The sequence below is a fragment of the Draconibacterium sp. IB214405 genome (genome assembly GCF_033963885.1).
Lineage (GTDB): Bacteria > Bacteroidota > Bacteroidia > Bacteroidales > Prolixibacteraceae > Draconibacterium.
Map to the genome: position 1 here is coordinate 109170 of NZ_JAXBMA010000003.1, position 16824 is coordinate 125993.

The following is a 16824-nucleotide window of genomic DNA, read 5'->3' on the forward strand; positions in this document are numbered from 1 at the left end:
TAAACCACTTCTATGGTAAATTAAACTAAAATGAAAGCGAAATATTATAAACGACCGACTGTTTATTTTGTGTTTGCTAAATGATCAACTCTTTCACAAAATACCAGGTCATCATTCCCGAAGTAATTAGTTTTAAAAGTGTTCCGGCCAGAAAACCTATAAACGATCCGAATCCTGATTTTAAAGCGGCTTTTGATTCTTTTCCTGCGGTGAGTTCTCCAACAACGGCACCCACGAATGGCCCAATAATAATTCCGAACGGAGGAAAGAAAAACATCCCGATTACCAATCCGATTATACTGCCCCAAACGCCACGTTTACTGCCACCAAATTTTTTGGTGCCCCAGGCCGGTATCAGGTAATCAAGTGCATAAACCACTACCGTTATTATTGCCCAAAGAATTAAAAACTTTGATGAGAACTGATAACGCTCGGTAAAATGAAGGATTAACAAACCGATGTAACTCAACGGCGGACCGGGAATAATGGGTAAAACACATCCTAAAATTCCACTGATTATAAAAATTGATCCAAGAATTATTAACAATATATCCATGCTGTTTCTGATTAATTAAAGGAAATAAAAGTAGTATTTACCACCATTGAATTTGAATATTTTCGGTGAAGTGCCGGATATCATCGGCGTTTGCCAAACCACGGGATACTTGTAAAATAGATTAGCACCACCGATAAAGCCATAACAAATCCACTTAGCATTAAAAGATTGTTGCGCTCTAAAAGGTAGATGGAATATTCGCGAATTTGTTCCCAGTAAGTAACCGACAGCAATACAAGTGTGTTATTTATAGAATGGCCAATAATAGCCACAAAAATGTTATTGGTGCGCAACATCAGCCAGCCAAGCAGTAGTCCCAATACAAACGTTGCCGGCATTTGCCACGGATTTAAATGAAACAACGAGAATAAAAGTGCCGACATAAACACGGCAACAAATCCGTTGTAATTCTTTCTGAATCCGTTTAACAGCAAGCCTCTGAAGATCAGTTCTTCAATAACCGGTGCCACAACTGCCACTTTCAGGAAAGCTCCCATAAAACCGTAATCGCCCTCAAAAATTCGGTCGAAAAGTTCCCAAAACCAGGGTGGGGCAGGCAACATTTTTTCTACCCAAATATTAACATCTTCAAGAACATTATGCGCTCCCCACAGAAAGGTTACAACCGGAATAAATATCAGTGGGTTAAATAATTTTACGGGAAATATTTCGAGTACAGGAGCTTTGGCTTTTCTAATCCCGTAAAGCAATATAAAAACGACGGACCCAACGCCCAACGCAATTTTCTTTATCGGATTATACAAATATTCGGTGCCTTTGTAATAATCGATTAAAGCCAGTGGAAAATCAACAACTGTTTGAATAAAAATATACAGGATAACCAGATGTATTCCCTGTAAAATAGTGGGGTAATATTTAATGCGGTACTCTTCCATACAGCTACTAAATATAGTACAATCCGAAAAACTTATGACAACCTGATGAAAAAATTATGAGCGGTTTCGTGCAGCAACCAGTTTCTTACCGGTTTTAAATGTAAAATAACGCTGCGCCATATAACTGTAAATAATTACCAATAGGGTAGTTATGATTTTTGCCATGGTAGCGTACATTCCAAAATACTCAACAAATAGTTTGAGAAAAACATAATTAAGAACAATAGAACCACCAACTGTTAACAGGTAACGGAACAACTGAATGCGTCCTTTTAGTTCGGAAGAAGTAAAGGTTACGTATTTCGCCAGAAAGAAACCTGTTGTAAAAGTTATCGGGAAAACCAAAAGAAAAGCAGCAATGTGCGGACTGATAGCAACAAAGCCAAGATCGACAATTTGCATTTTAATTACATAACGATAGAAAATAAAATACAAACTAATATCGAGCAGCGTATTTGCACCGCCGGTAGCTGCATACCGAAAAATCTCGCGTGGAAGAAAATGCAAAAATGGAAAATAGAACCAGTCAACAATGTTGATGATCATTTCGCCAATTTTTTCAAAAATATTCCGCATGCTTAAATTATTCAGAATTGAGATGCAAAGAAACAAAAATACTTGAATACTGGCTAATCCTATAGATAGAGTTGAACAGTTGGCATATAAATCATTGAATTGGAAATGTTTTCGCTGAAAAATTTAAAAAATCCGGTAGGGTAGATTGCTTTTTGTTCGGATAGAAAATATAGTAACAATAAAAAATCAACCATGAAAAAACTTTTACTCCGAATCCTGTTTTTGGGATTAATCGTTTGGTTTTTTCTCCCTTCATTAGCAATTGAAGGATATGGACAAAACCTGAAAACTCAGAGCAGAAATGCTTATGAGGCAAGCTACTATCCTAATTACTTCGTTCTTGAAAGCCAGAATCAACTTGATTCGATGGTTCAGTTCAGGTATTATGGGAACGACTCAGCTTATCAGTACAAATTTCAGTACAAAAACAGCACAAATGGTGGGCAGACTGTTAAAGAAGAAATTCAGTATCAGTGGCAAAACGGCTGGCAGGAGCGCGTGAAAAATGAGTACACCTACAATTCGGAAGGTGAACTTATGAAAAGTGCTGCATACGAAATGGACACTGTTACCAATCAGTGGCAGCAAACCGTTAAAAATGCTTATGCTTTTAAGAATGGGAAAAAGGACAACAATGTGGTGCAGAAAAGGGATTCTATTTCACATTCATGGAAAAATGCTTACAAGTATGAATATTCGTATAACAACAGTGACTCTTTAACCCAGCAGGTTCTTTATTGCTGGAATGAGGAAGCCAACGAATGGGAATACGATTACAAGCACGAGTATTTCTACAACAATTTGAATTGCCAGGATTCAAGCTGCCAGTACCAATGGGACAGTGTCGCCAATCAGTGGGCGCGGCAATACAAATATGAGTATCGGTACAATACCGGCAATCAACTTGAAAAACAGTACCAGTTTTGTTACGACAGTGTAAAATGCCAGTGGGATTCGTGTGTTTGCAATCTTTATGAGTACGACAATGAGCATTTATATAAGCACGAATATTGCACATTCGACAGTGTTAACAATGATTGGGATTACGAATGGAAACATGAGTATTTTTACAACGAAAACGGCCAAATTAAACAGTTGCACCGTTATCAGCATTCAAGTTTAAAAAGTACCGCTTCTGACTGGATTCTCGACTCCAAAGACTTTTATTATTATGCCAATACTGTAATGGGAATTACTGCTCAGGATAATCTGGTGTTCCAGGACCTCCGCATTTATCCCAATCCGGCACAGGAACAATTAACGTTTGAGTTGGGAGCTTTTGAAAATTGCCGCTTACAAATAATTGACATAACCGGAAGAATACTCAAACAGTACTCAATTCAGTCGAACAGAACAGTAATTCAGCTAAATGAGTTTAAACCCGGAGCATATTTCTTTATCGTGGATAATGGAGTAAGCAGAAACACAAGTAAGGTTATTATACAGTAGTAGTTCAGTGGGGAAACAGCAGCGGGCTGTTTAATTTTAGTTGTTTCATGAGTGGGTAAAAAGAGGTTGTCTCAAAAGTCAGAAAGGATGTCATTCAAAGATCCTGAAACAAGTTCAGGATGACGGACCGAAACTTTTGGGATAGCTTCTTTTTTTGATTGTCGTGGATGAAATGACAAAATTTTAAAATTCAGGGCCTTTTTTTCGCTGCTGCTTTTTCTCCGATTGTTGCTTTTTGGCTTCAAGCCTTTTAACCCGCGATGCCGCTGTGGGTTTGGTTTTAATCCGCCTTTTCTGCGGAGTTAAAGCTTTCTCAACCAAATCAAAAAACCGCTCAACAACCTTTTGTTTATTCTTTAGCTGAGTTCGTTCGCTGCTCGAAACAACAACAAGTTCATTCTCCGAATTGATCCGGTTTTTTAATTTGAGCAGTAGAACTTCTTTTTGCTTTTCAGTAAAATGTGTGGAATCATCAAGTGAAAACCGAAGCTCAACCTGTGTGTTTACCTTGTTTACATTCTGACCACCGGGACCGCTGCTTCTTGTGGCCGAAAACTTAAAATCGCTTTCAATTTGTTTTTTTCGTTCGTCTGAGAGCTTCATTATTACCCGTTCTTGCTCAGATCTTTCAGCATCGAAAGATTAGTGATTTCAATGTTTTTGCCAACAAGTTCTATAATCCCTTCCTTTTCAAATTCTTTTAAAAACTTAATGGCACTTTCGGCAGAAATGGAAGCAAAATCGGCAATGTCCTGACGCGATAAGTTTTCGAATATGTTTTTGCCGATAAAATCGTCCTGGCTCAGATAAAGCAGGGCAGAAGCCAGTTTTCCGCGCATTTGTTTGTACGACAGGTTTTTTATCAATTCAAATAAATGACGCTCGTTCCGGTAATTCTGCGATGTAATTTTTAAGGCAAACTCCGGGTTGTCCAACAATATCTTTTTCAGGCTCTCTTTTTCGATCATACATATTTGCGTAGAAGTAATGGCCTGTGCCGAATACGTGTGCACCGGCTCGCCAAATACCGACGAAAAGGCAAGGAAATCGCCGTCGGAAACAACGCTTAAACTTATATTTTTATCCACCCCGGTTTGCAGGTAAACTTTTACCAGTCCCTCAACAACATACATTACGTAAGGCGCAAAAGCTCCCTGTTTAAAAATGGTTTCGCCTTTTAAATACTCCACCCGGGTTTTGTAGGCATTCAGGCTGCTAAAGAGTTCTATATTGTCTTTTAAATCCAAATCAATCGAATATTAGTTGTTCAAATTTACATAAGAAAAAGAATTATTCAATTTTCAATCGGGGCAAACTGTCATACGACAGAAAAAAAACTGTTAAAGTTCATTTTTGTAGTTGTTACACTTCAGCGCACATTTTTCGTCTGACATTTGGTATTGAGTTAAATTTGTATCAGAGATTTTTCATAATGATTTGAGTTGATTTAATTGGTTTAGAAGGAAGATAAAACAGAGTAGCACGAGAATAAACTGCTACTCTGTTTTTCCAAAACAAAAAAATGAAAAAAGCAGCCATACCGATAGCGAACGAAAAAATTAGCGAATACATGAATGAGTGTTCGTATTTTGAATTGTATGATTTGGAAGCCAAAGATATCAGGGCGACAAAAAGTAACGCACCTGTATTTGAAAACGCCGAAGATGTTCGTTTATGGCTCGAAAAGAATGAAATTTCGGATGTAATTTTACATCGTGCAAAAAAGGAATTGTTGGCCATGTTAGCTTCATCGAAAATCAACCTTTTTGTTGGTGTGCCCCTGGCAAGTGGCAAACAAATTATTGAAGCTTACCAATGTGGTAAACTGGAATCGGATAAAAATATCATAACAGAAATAACAAATTAAAATTTTAATACAATGAAACTTTTAAGAACAGGATTACCCGAAATTGAATCGGCAGCAGAATTAGAAAAAGTATTGGCAGAAAACGAGAACGTAATGGTTTGTTGTGGACGAATGGGGCCAATGTGTTTTCCGGTGTACAATGTTATGGAACGCCTGGAAAAAGAACGCAGTAACGTAAAATTTATGGTTATGGCGTTTGATAACCCTGAAGCTGCTCCAATTCGTAATGCACCTGAGTGTCGTTCATTTATGGGATTGCCTTTTACCATGTATTACAAGAACGGCAAAGTGGCAAAAGCCACAACCAGTGTTCAAACCATGGAACAGGTTACTGATATTCTGGATGAGCAGTTCGGAAACTAACAGATAATAAACAGACAGATTTATTGTAGTTATGGCAAAACAAGAAGTTAAAGTTAGCTGGAAAGAAAAAATGGCTTTTGAAGCCGAAGTAAACGGGCACAAAATTATGCTTGATGCGGCTGAAGCTGTTGGCGGTGAAGATCAGGGACCACGTCCGAAACCTCTCATGCTTACTGCGCTGGCCGGATGCACCGGAATGGATGTAATTTCTATTCTGAAAAAAATGCGCGTTGAAGTGGAAGATTTTAACGTGGTTGTTGAAGGAGATTTAACCGACGAGCACCCAAAGCAGTATTATAAAATGAATGTTATCTATGAGTTCAAAGGTAAAGATCTTCCTTTGGAGAAACTAAAAAAAGCAGTTAGTTTGTCGGAAGAAAGGTATTGTGGAGTAAGTGCATTGTATAAAAAAGCCATTGAACTTACTTCTGAAATTAAAATCTTAGATTAAAACTATGTCTACTACAATTATTGTAATTCTTGTTGTGCTTGCCGCGCTGGTAGCACTTATCGCGGTAAATTATTTCCGCATGAAAAATGCCAAGCCGGTTGCAAACAGCAAGCGAATTAAAGTATTGAACAACAAAAATTTTAAAACAGCTACAAAAAGAGGCGTTGTATTGGTTGACTTTTGGGCGTCGTGGTGTGGTCCATGCAAAATTATTGCACCTACATTAAACGATATTGCCGACAGTCAGACTGATTTTGCCGTAGCAAAAGTTAATGTCGATCAATATCAGCAGTTGGCGCAGAAATTTAAAGTGCGCAACATTCCAACCATGTTAATTCTGAAGGATGGAAAAGAAGCCGGACGTATTGTTGGTGTAAAAACCAAACGATCGATACTAAAAGAGGTTGAGGCTGTTATGGCCAGTTAAGCCGTAAAAAAAAAACTAAAAACCCATATATTAAAGTCACTTATTCTGAATGGAGTAAGTGACTTTTTACTTTTTGTCACCTTTTGTTTCCTTTTGCCTCAGAAATGCTGAGTTTGCATAAGCATTTTAGAAGTTGATTTCAAACCTTTTATAAGCGCTAAATCAGGATATTATTTTCGATTATTTCCCCCGGCTGAACTATTTTTGCAGCATACAAATTAGAACACAAAACAAATTTATAGAGTCGCTTTCCGACAAATTTACAAGTCTGATATTTTCAGGCTTTTTTTTTGCTCTATACTTTCGTAGTCCCCAATAAATAATCAAAAACAGATATCTTATCGCCCTTTTCGCTAAATTCGTAATAACTTTACGCTAACTAATTTAATCTACTTGTCAAATCAAAAAGATATTTATATTGCAGCGCTGAATACAACCGTTTAAATTACGGCCGACTAGAAGGCGCTTCGAATAAGGATATTGCCGGTCTAATGATTGAAGCCATTGAGCGAGATTTAAAAACAAAAAAAAACATCATAAATGGCAGTTAAGGATTCCTTTTCTGCCATTTATTTTATATGCTTCCCAACAGCCAATCCTCAATCAGCAATTACGCATTTATCTATTTCCCCAATGTAAACTCCATTTTTAAATCTATCACTTTTTGTATATAAAAATTCGTTGCCAAGACTGCAAGTTAATCTTTACAAGGCTGTTTCTAAGCCTTTAGAATCCACAGTTGCATCATAATTCATGGTGGTGCATCATAATTTATATTCACTCGCGAAACTTCATATTGTTTAATTCATAAGTGATTGGACTGCATTGCCATTTATCTGAACTTTACACTAACAAAATCAGCAACATTAAAAACTACGATAACATGACACTACAAGAACTTATAATAAAACGAAGGTCGATAAGAAACTACCTGGACAAATCGGTTTCAATAGACCTAATTCAAAGTATTATAAAAGAAAGTATTTTGGCACCAAGTGCCGGTAACGGGCAACCCTGGCAATTTGTTATTGTTAGCAAGCGTGAAATGATCGACAAGATTTCGGTTGAGTGTAAAAAGAATTTTATTGAACGAATTGCAGCCAATCCAAACGATTATGCAAAAAGATATGAGAAGATGCTTCTCAACGAATCTTTTAATATTTTCTATCATGCTCCTGCAGTTGTATTTATTGTAGGAGAGTCGCATATAAAAAACCTGGTTGCTGACTGTAGTTTAGCTGCCTGTTATTTTATGTTTTCAGCCACATCAAAAGGATTGGGCACCTGCTGGGTGAACTTTGGCACCGAAATAAATGATCCAAAATTACGAAGAGAATTAGGTTTAACAGCCAACCATAAAATTATAGCTCCCCTGGCTGTGGGATATCCGAATAAATTACCCAGAGTTCCATTCAGAAAAGAACTTGAAGTATTAAAAATTATTGAATAAAAATATAGCCATGAAAAAACTTTTAAAAATTACAGGAATTGCAATCTTCTTTTTTGTGCTGGCCGCTGCTAGCTGTAACAGTACAAGTAAAAACTACAACTACCAGCCCCCGAAGCAAACAAATGATGGACTACAAGTTCAATCACTTGAAACTTTGGCCATTGACTCAACACTGATAATTGATGCTGCAGAACGGATTAAAAATGGGAAATACGGCGAAATACATTCGATGCTGATTTATAAAAATGATAAGTTGGTTTTCGAAGACTATTTCGAAGGGCATAAATACCAGTGGGATGCACCGGGGCATAAAGGTGATTATATTACCTGGGATCCAGCTACGTCGCATGTTCTGCAATCCGCCAGTAAAAGTTTTGTGTCGATATGTTTTGGGATTGCCATTGAAAAGGGATTTATCGAAAGTGTTGATCAGTCGATTTTTGATTACCTGCCAAACTACCAAAACTTCAATGCTGACAATAAAAATTACGTAACGATAAAAACTCTGTTAACCATGACATCGGGCTTTCAATGGGATGAATGGAGCGTCGCATTGAGCAGTACACAAAACGATGCTATCGGTATATATTTTTCAGAATTAGATCCCGTTGAATTTGTACTTGAGAGACCTTTAATTGCTGTTCCCGGAACATATTTTACCTACTCGGGGGGCGATATGCAAATTCTGGGCGAAATTCTAAAAAATGCAACCGGTATGAATATCGATGAATTTTCGCAAAAGTATTTATTCGGGCCACTCGGAATTGAATCGAATGATTGGTGGCTTAAATTCGAAAACGGTGCAATCAGTACAGGCGGAGGTTTAAAACTCACTCCGCGAGACATGCTAAAAGTTGGCGTATTGTTTTTAAACGATGGCGTTTGGAACGGACAGCAGATAATTTCTAAAGAATGGGTAGAAAAATGCGGAAATCCATTTGGCCCCAACTATGGAATTAAAATTCCGGGAGAAGATTTGGGAATCGTAGGCTATGGTTACACATGGTGGACCAAACAATACGACGAATACGGACGTATGTACTGCGCTCTTGGCTGGGGCGGACAGAAAATTATGGTTTTCCCCGATTTAAATGCAGTTATTGTGTTTACTGGCGCTAACTTCAAATCGAAAGTAAAACAGAATCATATTCTTGAAAAGTACGTTTTACCGGCACTTCAATAAGCCTCAGAATATCAATATCGGATTCTTGAGTATAGTCCTTCCTTCTATCAGAATCTTTTATTAATTTGGTAGTGACGTAATACCCGAACCTGTGCAAGTGGGTTTTACGATATTTTAAACTAACTAATACTAATAATCTGAGTAATGAAAAACAACAGTAATTCTTCCAGACGATCGTTTATCAAAAACACGGTACTTGGGACAGCTCTCGTTTCCACAGCTCCAACAATTATGGCAAATTCCTACAGCCAGCGAATCATGTTGAAATCCAGGGAATTTGAACCGGATCAATTTTCAGCCAACGATCAAATTCAATTAGCATTGATTGGCGCCGGAATTCAGGGAATTTACGATACAACTTCGGCGCTACAAGTTCCCGGAGTAAAACTGGTGGCTGCCTGCGATTTATATACTGGCCGTTTGCAGCGTGCAAAAGAACTTTGGGGCGATGATATTTTCACAACCCGCGATTACCGCGAAATTCTTGACCGGAATGATATTGATGCAGTTATTATTGCCACGCCTGATCACTGGCACATAAAGATCAGCACAGAAGCGTTAAACGCTGGGAAAGCTGTTTATTGCGAAAAGCCCATGGTGCAAAATTTCGATGAAGGTCATCCGCTGATTAAGGCGTGGAAAGATTCAGGCAAAGTAATGCAGATTGGTAGTCAGGGAATGTCGTCGCTGGGTAACGAAAAGGCAAAACAATTGTACGAAGATGGTGCCATTGGCGAGATTGTTATGCTCGACATGTTTAACGACCGTTATTCGGCAGAAGGTGCCTGGCAATATCCGATACCGCCTGATGCCAATCCCGATACTGTTGATTTTGATACTTTCCTGGGACGGGCCCCAAAAGTTCCTTTTGAACTCAAACGTTTCTTCCGCTGGAGAAATTACAAGGATTACGGTACCGGAGTAGCCGGCGATTTGTTTGTACATGCATTTTCTACTTTGCACTATGTAATCAGCTCAAACGGTCCTGAGCGCGCTCAGGCAACCGGTGGGTTACGATATTGGGACGATGGACGAGATGTTCCTGATGTTTCGATTACACTTTACGATTTTCCGAAAACCGACACACATGCCGCTTTTAATGCTGCTTTCCGTGTAAATTTCATTGCCGGAAATGGTGGCGGAGGTGGTTTCCGACTTGTGGGAACAGAAGGCGAAATGGAGATTGGTTCAAACAGTGTAAAACTCATCCGTTCGAAACTGAACATGAAACCACAAGGTTATTCGTTGATCGCGTACACCGAAGAGATGCAAAAGAAAATTAAGGAAGAGTATGACTTGAAATACCTCAACGAAAGAAAAGCGGATCTGAATCTTGGAGAAACGACTTACGAAGCTCCTCGGGATTACAAAGGTGCTCATTACGATCATTTTTATAATTTCTTCCAGGGAATTCGCGGACAGAAGAAAATTGTTGAAGATCCTGTTTTTGGGTTGCGTGCCGCCGGTGCAGCTTTGCTGGCTAACGAAAGCTATTACAATGCCAAACCGGTGCATTGGAATCCTGATACTATGAAATTAGCGTAATCTCTTTATTTCTTAGGGATATAAAAAAGGTGCATTTCATTTACGAAATGCACCTTTTATCTTATTAAATTCTGATTTGTCTTACATTGTTACTTTCCGATACAGAAGATTTAATTCATTTAAATCTAAAGAATTAAAAATTTTGGGTACAAAAATGAATCAGAACAAACACTTTATTGTTGACTGTCAATATTCTAATTCTTTATCCTTTGATTTCTGAAAAGTACTGTATTTTTTAAAGTAAACTACTTTAGAATAATTTCTCAAATAATTAGATGATTTAACTTTGACTCTTCATGATTCTCATAAGGAATAAAATAGAATCTATTTTCAGGTTCTAAAACCGTGGTGAGACCTTTTTTCTTATCAATCTATTCAATTCTAGATAATGGTATTAGCCATTTAATTAAAATAAACTTAATCATTCATCTGTAAGTCTATATCCGTCTATTGTAGTTTATAAAATTATTTCAAATTAATCGTAGGGTATTTAACAACGAACAGTACTTACATATATATGCTGTATTTAGTATTGATAATGTAATAGCAAATGGGTTTGAAAGAGGAGAAGTGCTATTAACATGGAATAGTTTAGTTAGTAAAGCATCTTTCTACAAAAGAAAGATGCTTTTATTAATTCTAAGTGTTAAAAATTGAATATTAATATGTTATACAAAAATTTCTATTAAGTTTGAGTTGAAAAACCAGAGACCTTGCTAAACCTAAATGAAATAGAAATATTAAAAAACCTTGCCTTGGGTGATAGTATGGCCTTCGCCCGAGTTGTTGAAGTATATGAAGAAAGGTTACTCTACTTTTCATTTCACTATTTAAACAACCATGAAATGGCCAAGGATGTAATCCAGGATGTATTTGTTTCAGTTTGGGAAGATCACGAAAAATTTCATAATGTTAAAAACCTTTCTTCGTGGTTGTTTACTATGACCAAGTATCAATGTTTGAAGAAAATTGATCATCTTAAAGTTCAGCAAAAACACATTAACAACCTTCAATTAAGGCAATTAAACCTAAATCATGATTCTTTGACTAATTTGGATACTTCTCCTCTGATATTTGATGAAGTAAATTTGATTCTACAACAAACACTTGCAAAATTACCAAAACAGACAAGATTAATTTTTGAAATGAGCAGGTTTGAAGAAAAAAAGAACCGTGAAATTGCAGAACAGTTAAATATCTCTATAAAAACTGTTGAAGCGGGTATCACCAAAGCTTTAAAACTACTCCGACCTGCCCTAAGACACTATATGCCTGTTGTGTTTTTATGATGGATTTATAGTGAATATTAAGTCCATGCGTGTTCATATTCTATAAAGTATACAACTAAAGTAATTTAGGTATTAATAGTTTGTACAATTTAAAGTGAAAATTGTATAGGGTATTTGGGCAATTACAGTACTTATTACTAAAAGCACCTGCATGAACAAGGAAATACTATACAATTTTGCATTAAATAAACTTACAAAAGATTCTGAAATAGAAGAAGTCATTAAATGGATTGAGAGTTCAGAAGAAAATAAAAAGGAATTTGAAACCATTAAAAATCTATGGGCGATCTCGGGATTTGAGAATTACGAATCATATGTTAAGAAAAAAACAAACCGAACCGTATTTAGCCGACCAAAGAGAATAATTCCGTCATCACTGTTTCGATATGCTGCCATTTTTATACTTGCATTTACGATCGGTAGTATTTCTGTTTATTTTCTTGGTTCTTATAATAAGGATGAGTTAACCTGGAACGAAATAATTGTACCGGAAGGCGAAAGTGCTGAAGTGTATCTCTCGGACAATACTCATGTATGGTTAAATTCCAACTCCAAACTAACTTATCCTTCACAATTTCAGGGAAAAGAACGTGAGGTAAAATTAAAGGGTGAAGCATACTTTGGTGTCACTCACAATCCTGAAAATCCTTTTTATGTTCATACTGATGAATTGAGTGTAGCTGTAACAGGAACAAGTTTTAACGTTCAGTCTTATAAACAAGATGATCATGTCAATGTAACTCTTGTTGAAGGAAAGGTAGAACTTCACAGCCCTGAGGGAAAGTGTATATCTGAACTTTCTCCGGGAGAAAATGCACAACTAAATATAACAAGGAATACGCTTTCGATACGTCAAGTCGATACGGAATATTATACTTCGTGGAAAGCTGGCTTTCTTGTATTTAAGAATGAAAGGCTGGAAGATATTGTACAGAAATTTGAACGTTGGTATAACATTCAGGTGATTTTTGAAGATGAAGAGATCAGACAAATTGAATATACCGGAACCATACTGAAAAATAAACCGATTGATCAGATCTTTAATATTCTAAAATTTACAGCAGAAATTGATTACTCCATTAAAAGAATAGACAATAAACCAAGTATAATTTATTTAAAAAAGAAACCAATGTAGAATTTAAAAGAAATGGCCGGAAAATATTGCGAGTATTTCCCGACCAGAATTCATTTACAATTAACTCTTCGGTAAGAAGATAATTATTAACAGTAAACAGGTCAAATTTATGAAAAAAACTTATTACCGCAATCGATTTGGGTTGCAGAGAGGATTTAAGATTATGAAAATAACAATCTTACTATGCCTAATTAGTATTATTCAGGTTTATGCCGTTCCTTCTATCGGACAGGTAAAACTAAACCTTAAAATGGAGAATACGACTATTGAAGAAGTCCTGGAAAGGATGGAAGAAAGTACAAATTTCCGTTTCTTCTACAAGAGTAAGGATCTAAACAACAAAGAACTTATTAGTGTTGACTATGAGCAAAAAGCAGTAAGTGACATTTTAGACGAAGTACTGCCTCCAATGCAATTGGGGTACGAGATTTTTGATAATTATATTGCGATCAGGTCGGTCAACGATAGAACTGGAATTCAGGAATCAGGCCTGGACCAAAAGTCACTTTCCGGAAAAATCACCGATTCCTCAGGAGCTCCACTTCCCGGCGTTACAGTTGTTGTAAAAGGAACTACAAAAGGTGCGATTACTAACAACGAAGGTGAATATTATATTGGAAATATATCAGACGATGCCGTTATTCAATTTTCGTTCATAGGAATGAAAACTCAGGAAATTCCGTTGGAAGGAAAAACTAAGATCGATGTTACAATGGTAGCGGATGCAATCGGTATCGACGAGGTTGTAGCTATAGGTTACGGAACCATGAAAAAAGCAGATATTACCGGTGCTGTTTCCAGCGTAAGAGGAGAACAGTTAACCGAAGCCAAAAGCTATTCCGTTGCTCAAGCCTTACAAGGCAAAGTCTCAGGTGTACAAATTACAAAAAATGGTGCTGCCGGATCTGATTCCAAAATCAGAATACGTGGTTTAAATACTATCGGTGTTAATAGTCCAATGGTGGTGGTTGATGGTATGACTACTGGTGTAAGCTTAGACGACATAAATCCAGCAGACATTGAATCAATCGATGTTTTAAAAGATGCTTCAGCGTTGTCAATTTTTGGATTAAGAGCCTCCAACGGGGTAATTATGGTAACCACTAAAAGAGGAAGTTATGGTAAGCGTGATCTTCGTGTTAGCCTTGACGCATCATACGGAATTGAATTTGTTTCAAAAAGACTGGACCTTACTACTCCTTCTCAATTAGTAGACATTATTGATGAAGCAAGGACAAATGAAAATGAACAGCTTGGGGGGAATTACAAGTTGTATGATGAAATTTGGCCGACTGATGATTGGGGAAGGCAGGAATTAACTGATTGGCAAGATGAATTATTTAATACCGGATATGTTCAGGACTATTCATTTTCGGCAGTTGGAGGTGCGGAAAAAGCGACCTATGGTTTTGGTTTGTCATATCGAAATCAAGATGGTTGTATGCCCGGAAACTATGCAAAACGTTATTCGCTAAGAGGAAGCTTCGAGACAAAATTATTGAATGACAAGTTAACGGTAGGTTCTACGATCAACTACACCATTAGTGAATCCAGAGGTTCTACTCAAGGAAATATTTGGTTTGCAGACATATTTAAAAATTCGATTATGCCTGGAAATATACCTGCATATAACGAAGATGGCACCCCATACCAGGAAGCAGACCAAGATAAAATTGCTTATTTTATGGCTGGGGAATTGTACCAGAATAATGTTATTGATTATGTTGATTATTCTAATCCTACGCATAAAGTATTCAATAGTTTTTATGCAGAATTGCAAATCATAAAGGGATTGTCCTTTAAATCATTATTATCACAGAATTATTCACAGAATTATTACCGTAATTATACGCTGCAGAGTTTGAATCCGGAGGGTAAGGATGCATCACTTGGAGTTAGTAGCTCTCGTTCGATGACCTATAGTTGGGATAATACTCTAACTTATAATAATAAGTTTGGTGAATTAAGTATAAATGCTTTAGTCGGAAGCAATTTGTATAATACTCAATACAATGGTTTTAGTGCAAGCCGCTCAAGTTATCCTGAAGGTGATCCTGAAGCTTTACGTTATCTTAATTTTGGAAGTGCAGATAGCCAAACTAATAGCGAGAGTGCATTTAATGTGAGGATGACTTCATATTTTAGCAGAATAAATCTTAATTACAAAGATAAATATTTGTTAACCGCAACTGTAAGACGTGACGGCTCATCACGGTTTTATGAAGATGTTCGTTGGGGAACTTTTCCTTCCTTCTCGTTAGGATGGCGAATTTCTGATGAAGAGTTTCTCAGTTCTTTAACATGGCTTGACTATTTAAAATTACGCGCCGGATGGGGACAAGTTGGTAACCAAAACGTGGGAAGCAATTATGCCTATATCAGTAGTGTTCGAAGTGGTTATGTTTCTGCCTGGGGAGATGGGGGAACTGATGCTGTTTTTGGTGAAGATGGAACCCGAAATACAGGTAGAGCTATATATGAGAGAGGAAATCAAAATGTCACCTGGGAAACAACAACCATGAAGAATATTGGTTTTGATTATTCAATTAAAGGTTTCAGCGGAAGCTTTGAGTTTTTCAAGAACAATACGGATGACATACTTGTTGATGCCCAATTCCCTGAATTTGTTGGATATTATCCCAAAACAAGTCAAAAAATAAATGGTGGAGAGATTGAAACCAAAGGATTTGATTTTAACATTAACTATTCGAAAAAGGCAGGTGACTTTTCATATACCGTTGGAGTTAATGCTTCTTATTCTGTCAATGAAATAATCAGTTTAAATGATCAGGAATATATTGAAGGAGCCAGCACTAATTGGAATACTGTAGCTTATTCGATGTCTCGTTCTTATGTTGGCGATCCTATTGGCTCCTTTTATGGATGGCAGTTAAATGGGATATTTAACACTCAGGCCGAGGTTGATGCAGCAAACCAAGCCGCCCGACAATATGCAGCCTCACAAGATGCCTCTTTAACCCAATCCGAATTGGATGGGATCTATTACATCAGTGCAAATACGGCTCCGGGCGATTATAAATTTAAAGATTTGAATGGAGATGGTATTATTACCGATGAAGATAAAACATACTTGGGCTGTGGTAACCCAAAATTCCAATTCGGAATAAACTACAATTGCGATTATAAGAACTTTGACCTGGGACTAAACTTTACCGGTGTTGCAGGAGTTAAAATCTATGCAATGATGGAACCAGGATTAACCTATGCTGCAACCTTTAATAGTTTAAGTTCACTTCTAGACCATTGGACTCCGGAGAATCAAACAGAGAATTATCCTCGTTTAACGATAAGTGATCCCAATAATAACCAAAGAGCCTCTGATAAATGGCTATATGACGGATCATATCTAAGATTACAAAATGTAGTTTTAGGCTATACCCTTCCAGCCAATTGGTCGAGAAAGATTGGATTGCAAAAACTGAGAATGTATGCCAATATCCAAAACGTATTCACCTTAACAAAGTATCCGTTTCTCGATCCTGAGGTTCAGGGAACCTCTTCGATGGGAGGGAATGAAAGTGTAGATACAAGTGCGGGAGTGGATGTTGGAAGTGCCCCAACTCCAACGACAGTTATTTTTGGAATAAATGTTAATTTTTAATACTTATAAATCAGA

16 protein-coding genes are annotated in these 16824 nt (G+C 37.1%); 11 read left to right on the forward strand and 5 right to left on the reverse strand.

Annotation, left to right across the window (positions count from 1 at the left end; all coding sequences use genetic code 11):
• Positions 1–76 precede the first annotated feature (76 nt).
• The 3 genes from SLH46_RS10480 to SLH46_RS10490 all read right to left on the reverse strand — a co-directional run bounded on the left by SLH46_RS10480 (position 77) and on the right by SLH46_RS10490 (position 2028).
• The gene (locus SLH46_RS10480) at positions 77–556 is read right to left on the reverse strand and encodes a DUF456 domain-containing protein (protein ID WP_320281136.1); all 480 of its coding nucleotides are present in this window, start codon (positions 554–556) and stop codon (positions 77–79) included.
• A gap of 80 nt (positions 557–636) precedes the next feature.
• Positions 637–1452 (reverse strand): CPBP family intramembrane glutamic endopeptidase, encoded by an 816-nt coding sequence (locus SLH46_RS10485; protein WP_320281137.1) that lies wholly within the window; start codon positions 1450–1452, stop codon positions 637–639.
• Positions 1453–1506: 54 nt separating this feature from the next.
• A complete protein-coding gene (locus SLH46_RS10490) occupies positions 1507–2028 on the reverse strand; it encodes a GtrA family protein (RefSeq protein ID WP_320281138.1) in 522 nt (173 codons plus the stop codon).
• Positions 2029–2220: 192 nt separating this feature from the next.
• Here SLH46_RS10490 and SLH46_RS10495 point away from each other — a divergent pair, with 192 nt between their 5' ends.
• Positions 2221–3477, forward strand: coding sequence for a T9SS type A sorting domain-containing protein (locus SLH46_RS10495; protein ID WP_320281139.1), 1257 nt, complete (start codon positions 2221–2223; stop codon positions 3475–3477).
• A gap of 183 nt (positions 3478–3660) precedes the next feature.
• Here the strand turns inward: SLH46_RS10495 and arfB are convergent, their stop codons facing one another.
• Together arfB and SLH46_RS10505 are read right to left on the reverse strand one after the other, a co-directional pair.
• Positions 3661–4080 (reverse strand): alternative ribosome rescue aminoacyl-tRNA hydrolase ArfB, encoded by a 420-nt coding sequence (gene arfB / locus SLH46_RS10500; RefSeq protein ID WP_320281140.1) that lies wholly within the window; start codon positions 4078–4080, stop codon positions 3661–3663.
• A gap of 2 nt (positions 4081–4082) precedes the next feature.
• A complete protein-coding gene (locus SLH46_RS10505; protein WP_320281141.1) occupies positions 4083–4724 on the reverse strand; it encodes a Crp/Fnr family transcriptional regulator in 642 nt (213 codons plus the stop codon).
• Positions 4725–4999: 275 nt separating this feature from the next.
• Here SLH46_RS10505 and SLH46_RS10510 point away from each other — a divergent pair, with 275 nt between their 5' ends.
• The 10 genes from SLH46_RS10510 (at position 5000) to SLH46_RS10555 (ending at position 16809) form a co-directional block, all read left to right on the forward strand.
• Positions 5000–5344 carry a hypothetical protein gene (locus SLH46_RS10510; RefSeq protein ID WP_320281142.1) on the forward strand — a complete coding sequence of 115 codons (345 nt, stop codon included), beginning with the start codon at positions 5000–5002 and terminating at the stop codon, positions 5342–5344.
• 12 nt (positions 5345–5356) lie between these two features.
• Positions 5357–5707 (forward strand): thioredoxin family protein, encoded by a 351-nt coding sequence (locus tag SLH46_RS10515; RefSeq protein WP_320281143.1) that lies wholly within the window; start codon positions 5357–5359, stop codon positions 5705–5707.
• Between the two features lie 31 nt (positions 5708–5738).
• The gene (locus tag SLH46_RS10520; protein WP_320281144.1) at positions 5739–6158 is read left to right on the forward strand and encodes an OsmC family protein; all 420 of its coding nucleotides are present in this window, start codon (positions 5739–5741) and stop codon (positions 6156–6158) included.
• A 4-nt stretch (positions 6159–6162) separates the two neighbouring features.
• Positions 6163–6585 carry a thioredoxin gene (trxA, locus tag SLH46_RS10525; RefSeq protein WP_320281145.1) on the forward strand — a complete coding sequence of 141 codons (423 nt, stop codon included), beginning with the start codon at positions 6163–6165 and terminating at the stop codon, positions 6583–6585.
• An 883-nt stretch (positions 6586–7468) separates the two neighbouring features.
• On the forward strand, positions 7469–8035 hold the full coding sequence (locus SLH46_RS10530) for a nitroreductase family protein (RefSeq protein ID WP_320281146.1): 567 nt from the start codon (positions 7469–7471) through the stop codon (positions 8033–8035).
• A 10-nt stretch (positions 8036–8045) separates the two neighbouring features.
• Positions 8046–9218 carry a serine hydrolase domain-containing protein gene (locus SLH46_RS10535; RefSeq protein WP_320281147.1) on the forward strand — a complete coding sequence of 391 codons (1173 nt, stop codon included), beginning with the start codon at positions 8046–8048 and terminating at the stop codon, positions 9216–9218.
• Positions 9219–9362: 144 nt separating this feature from the next.
• Positions 9363–10763 carry a Gfo/Idh/MocA family protein gene (locus tag SLH46_RS10540; RefSeq protein WP_320281148.1) on the forward strand — a complete coding sequence of 467 codons (1401 nt, stop codon included), beginning with the start codon at positions 9363–9365 and terminating at the stop codon, positions 10761–10763.
• Between the two features lie 713 nt (positions 10764–11476).
• Positions 11477–12052, forward strand: coding sequence for an RNA polymerase sigma-70 factor (locus tag SLH46_RS10545; RefSeq protein WP_320281149.1), 576 nt, complete (start codon positions 11477–11479; stop codon positions 12050–12052).
• 151 nt (positions 12053–12203) lie between these two features.
• Entirely contained in the window at positions 12204–13187 is a 984-nt protein-coding gene (locus tag SLH46_RS10550) for a FecR family protein (protein ID WP_320281150.1), read from the forward strand.
• Positions 13188–13296: 109 nt separating this feature from the next.
• Positions 13297–16809: a TonB-dependent receptor gene (locus SLH46_RS10555; RefSeq protein WP_320281151.1), complete on the forward strand. Its 3513-nt coding sequence runs from the start codon at positions 13297–13299 to the stop codon at positions 16807–16809.
• The last annotated feature ends 15 nt before the right edge of the window (positions 16810–16824 follow it).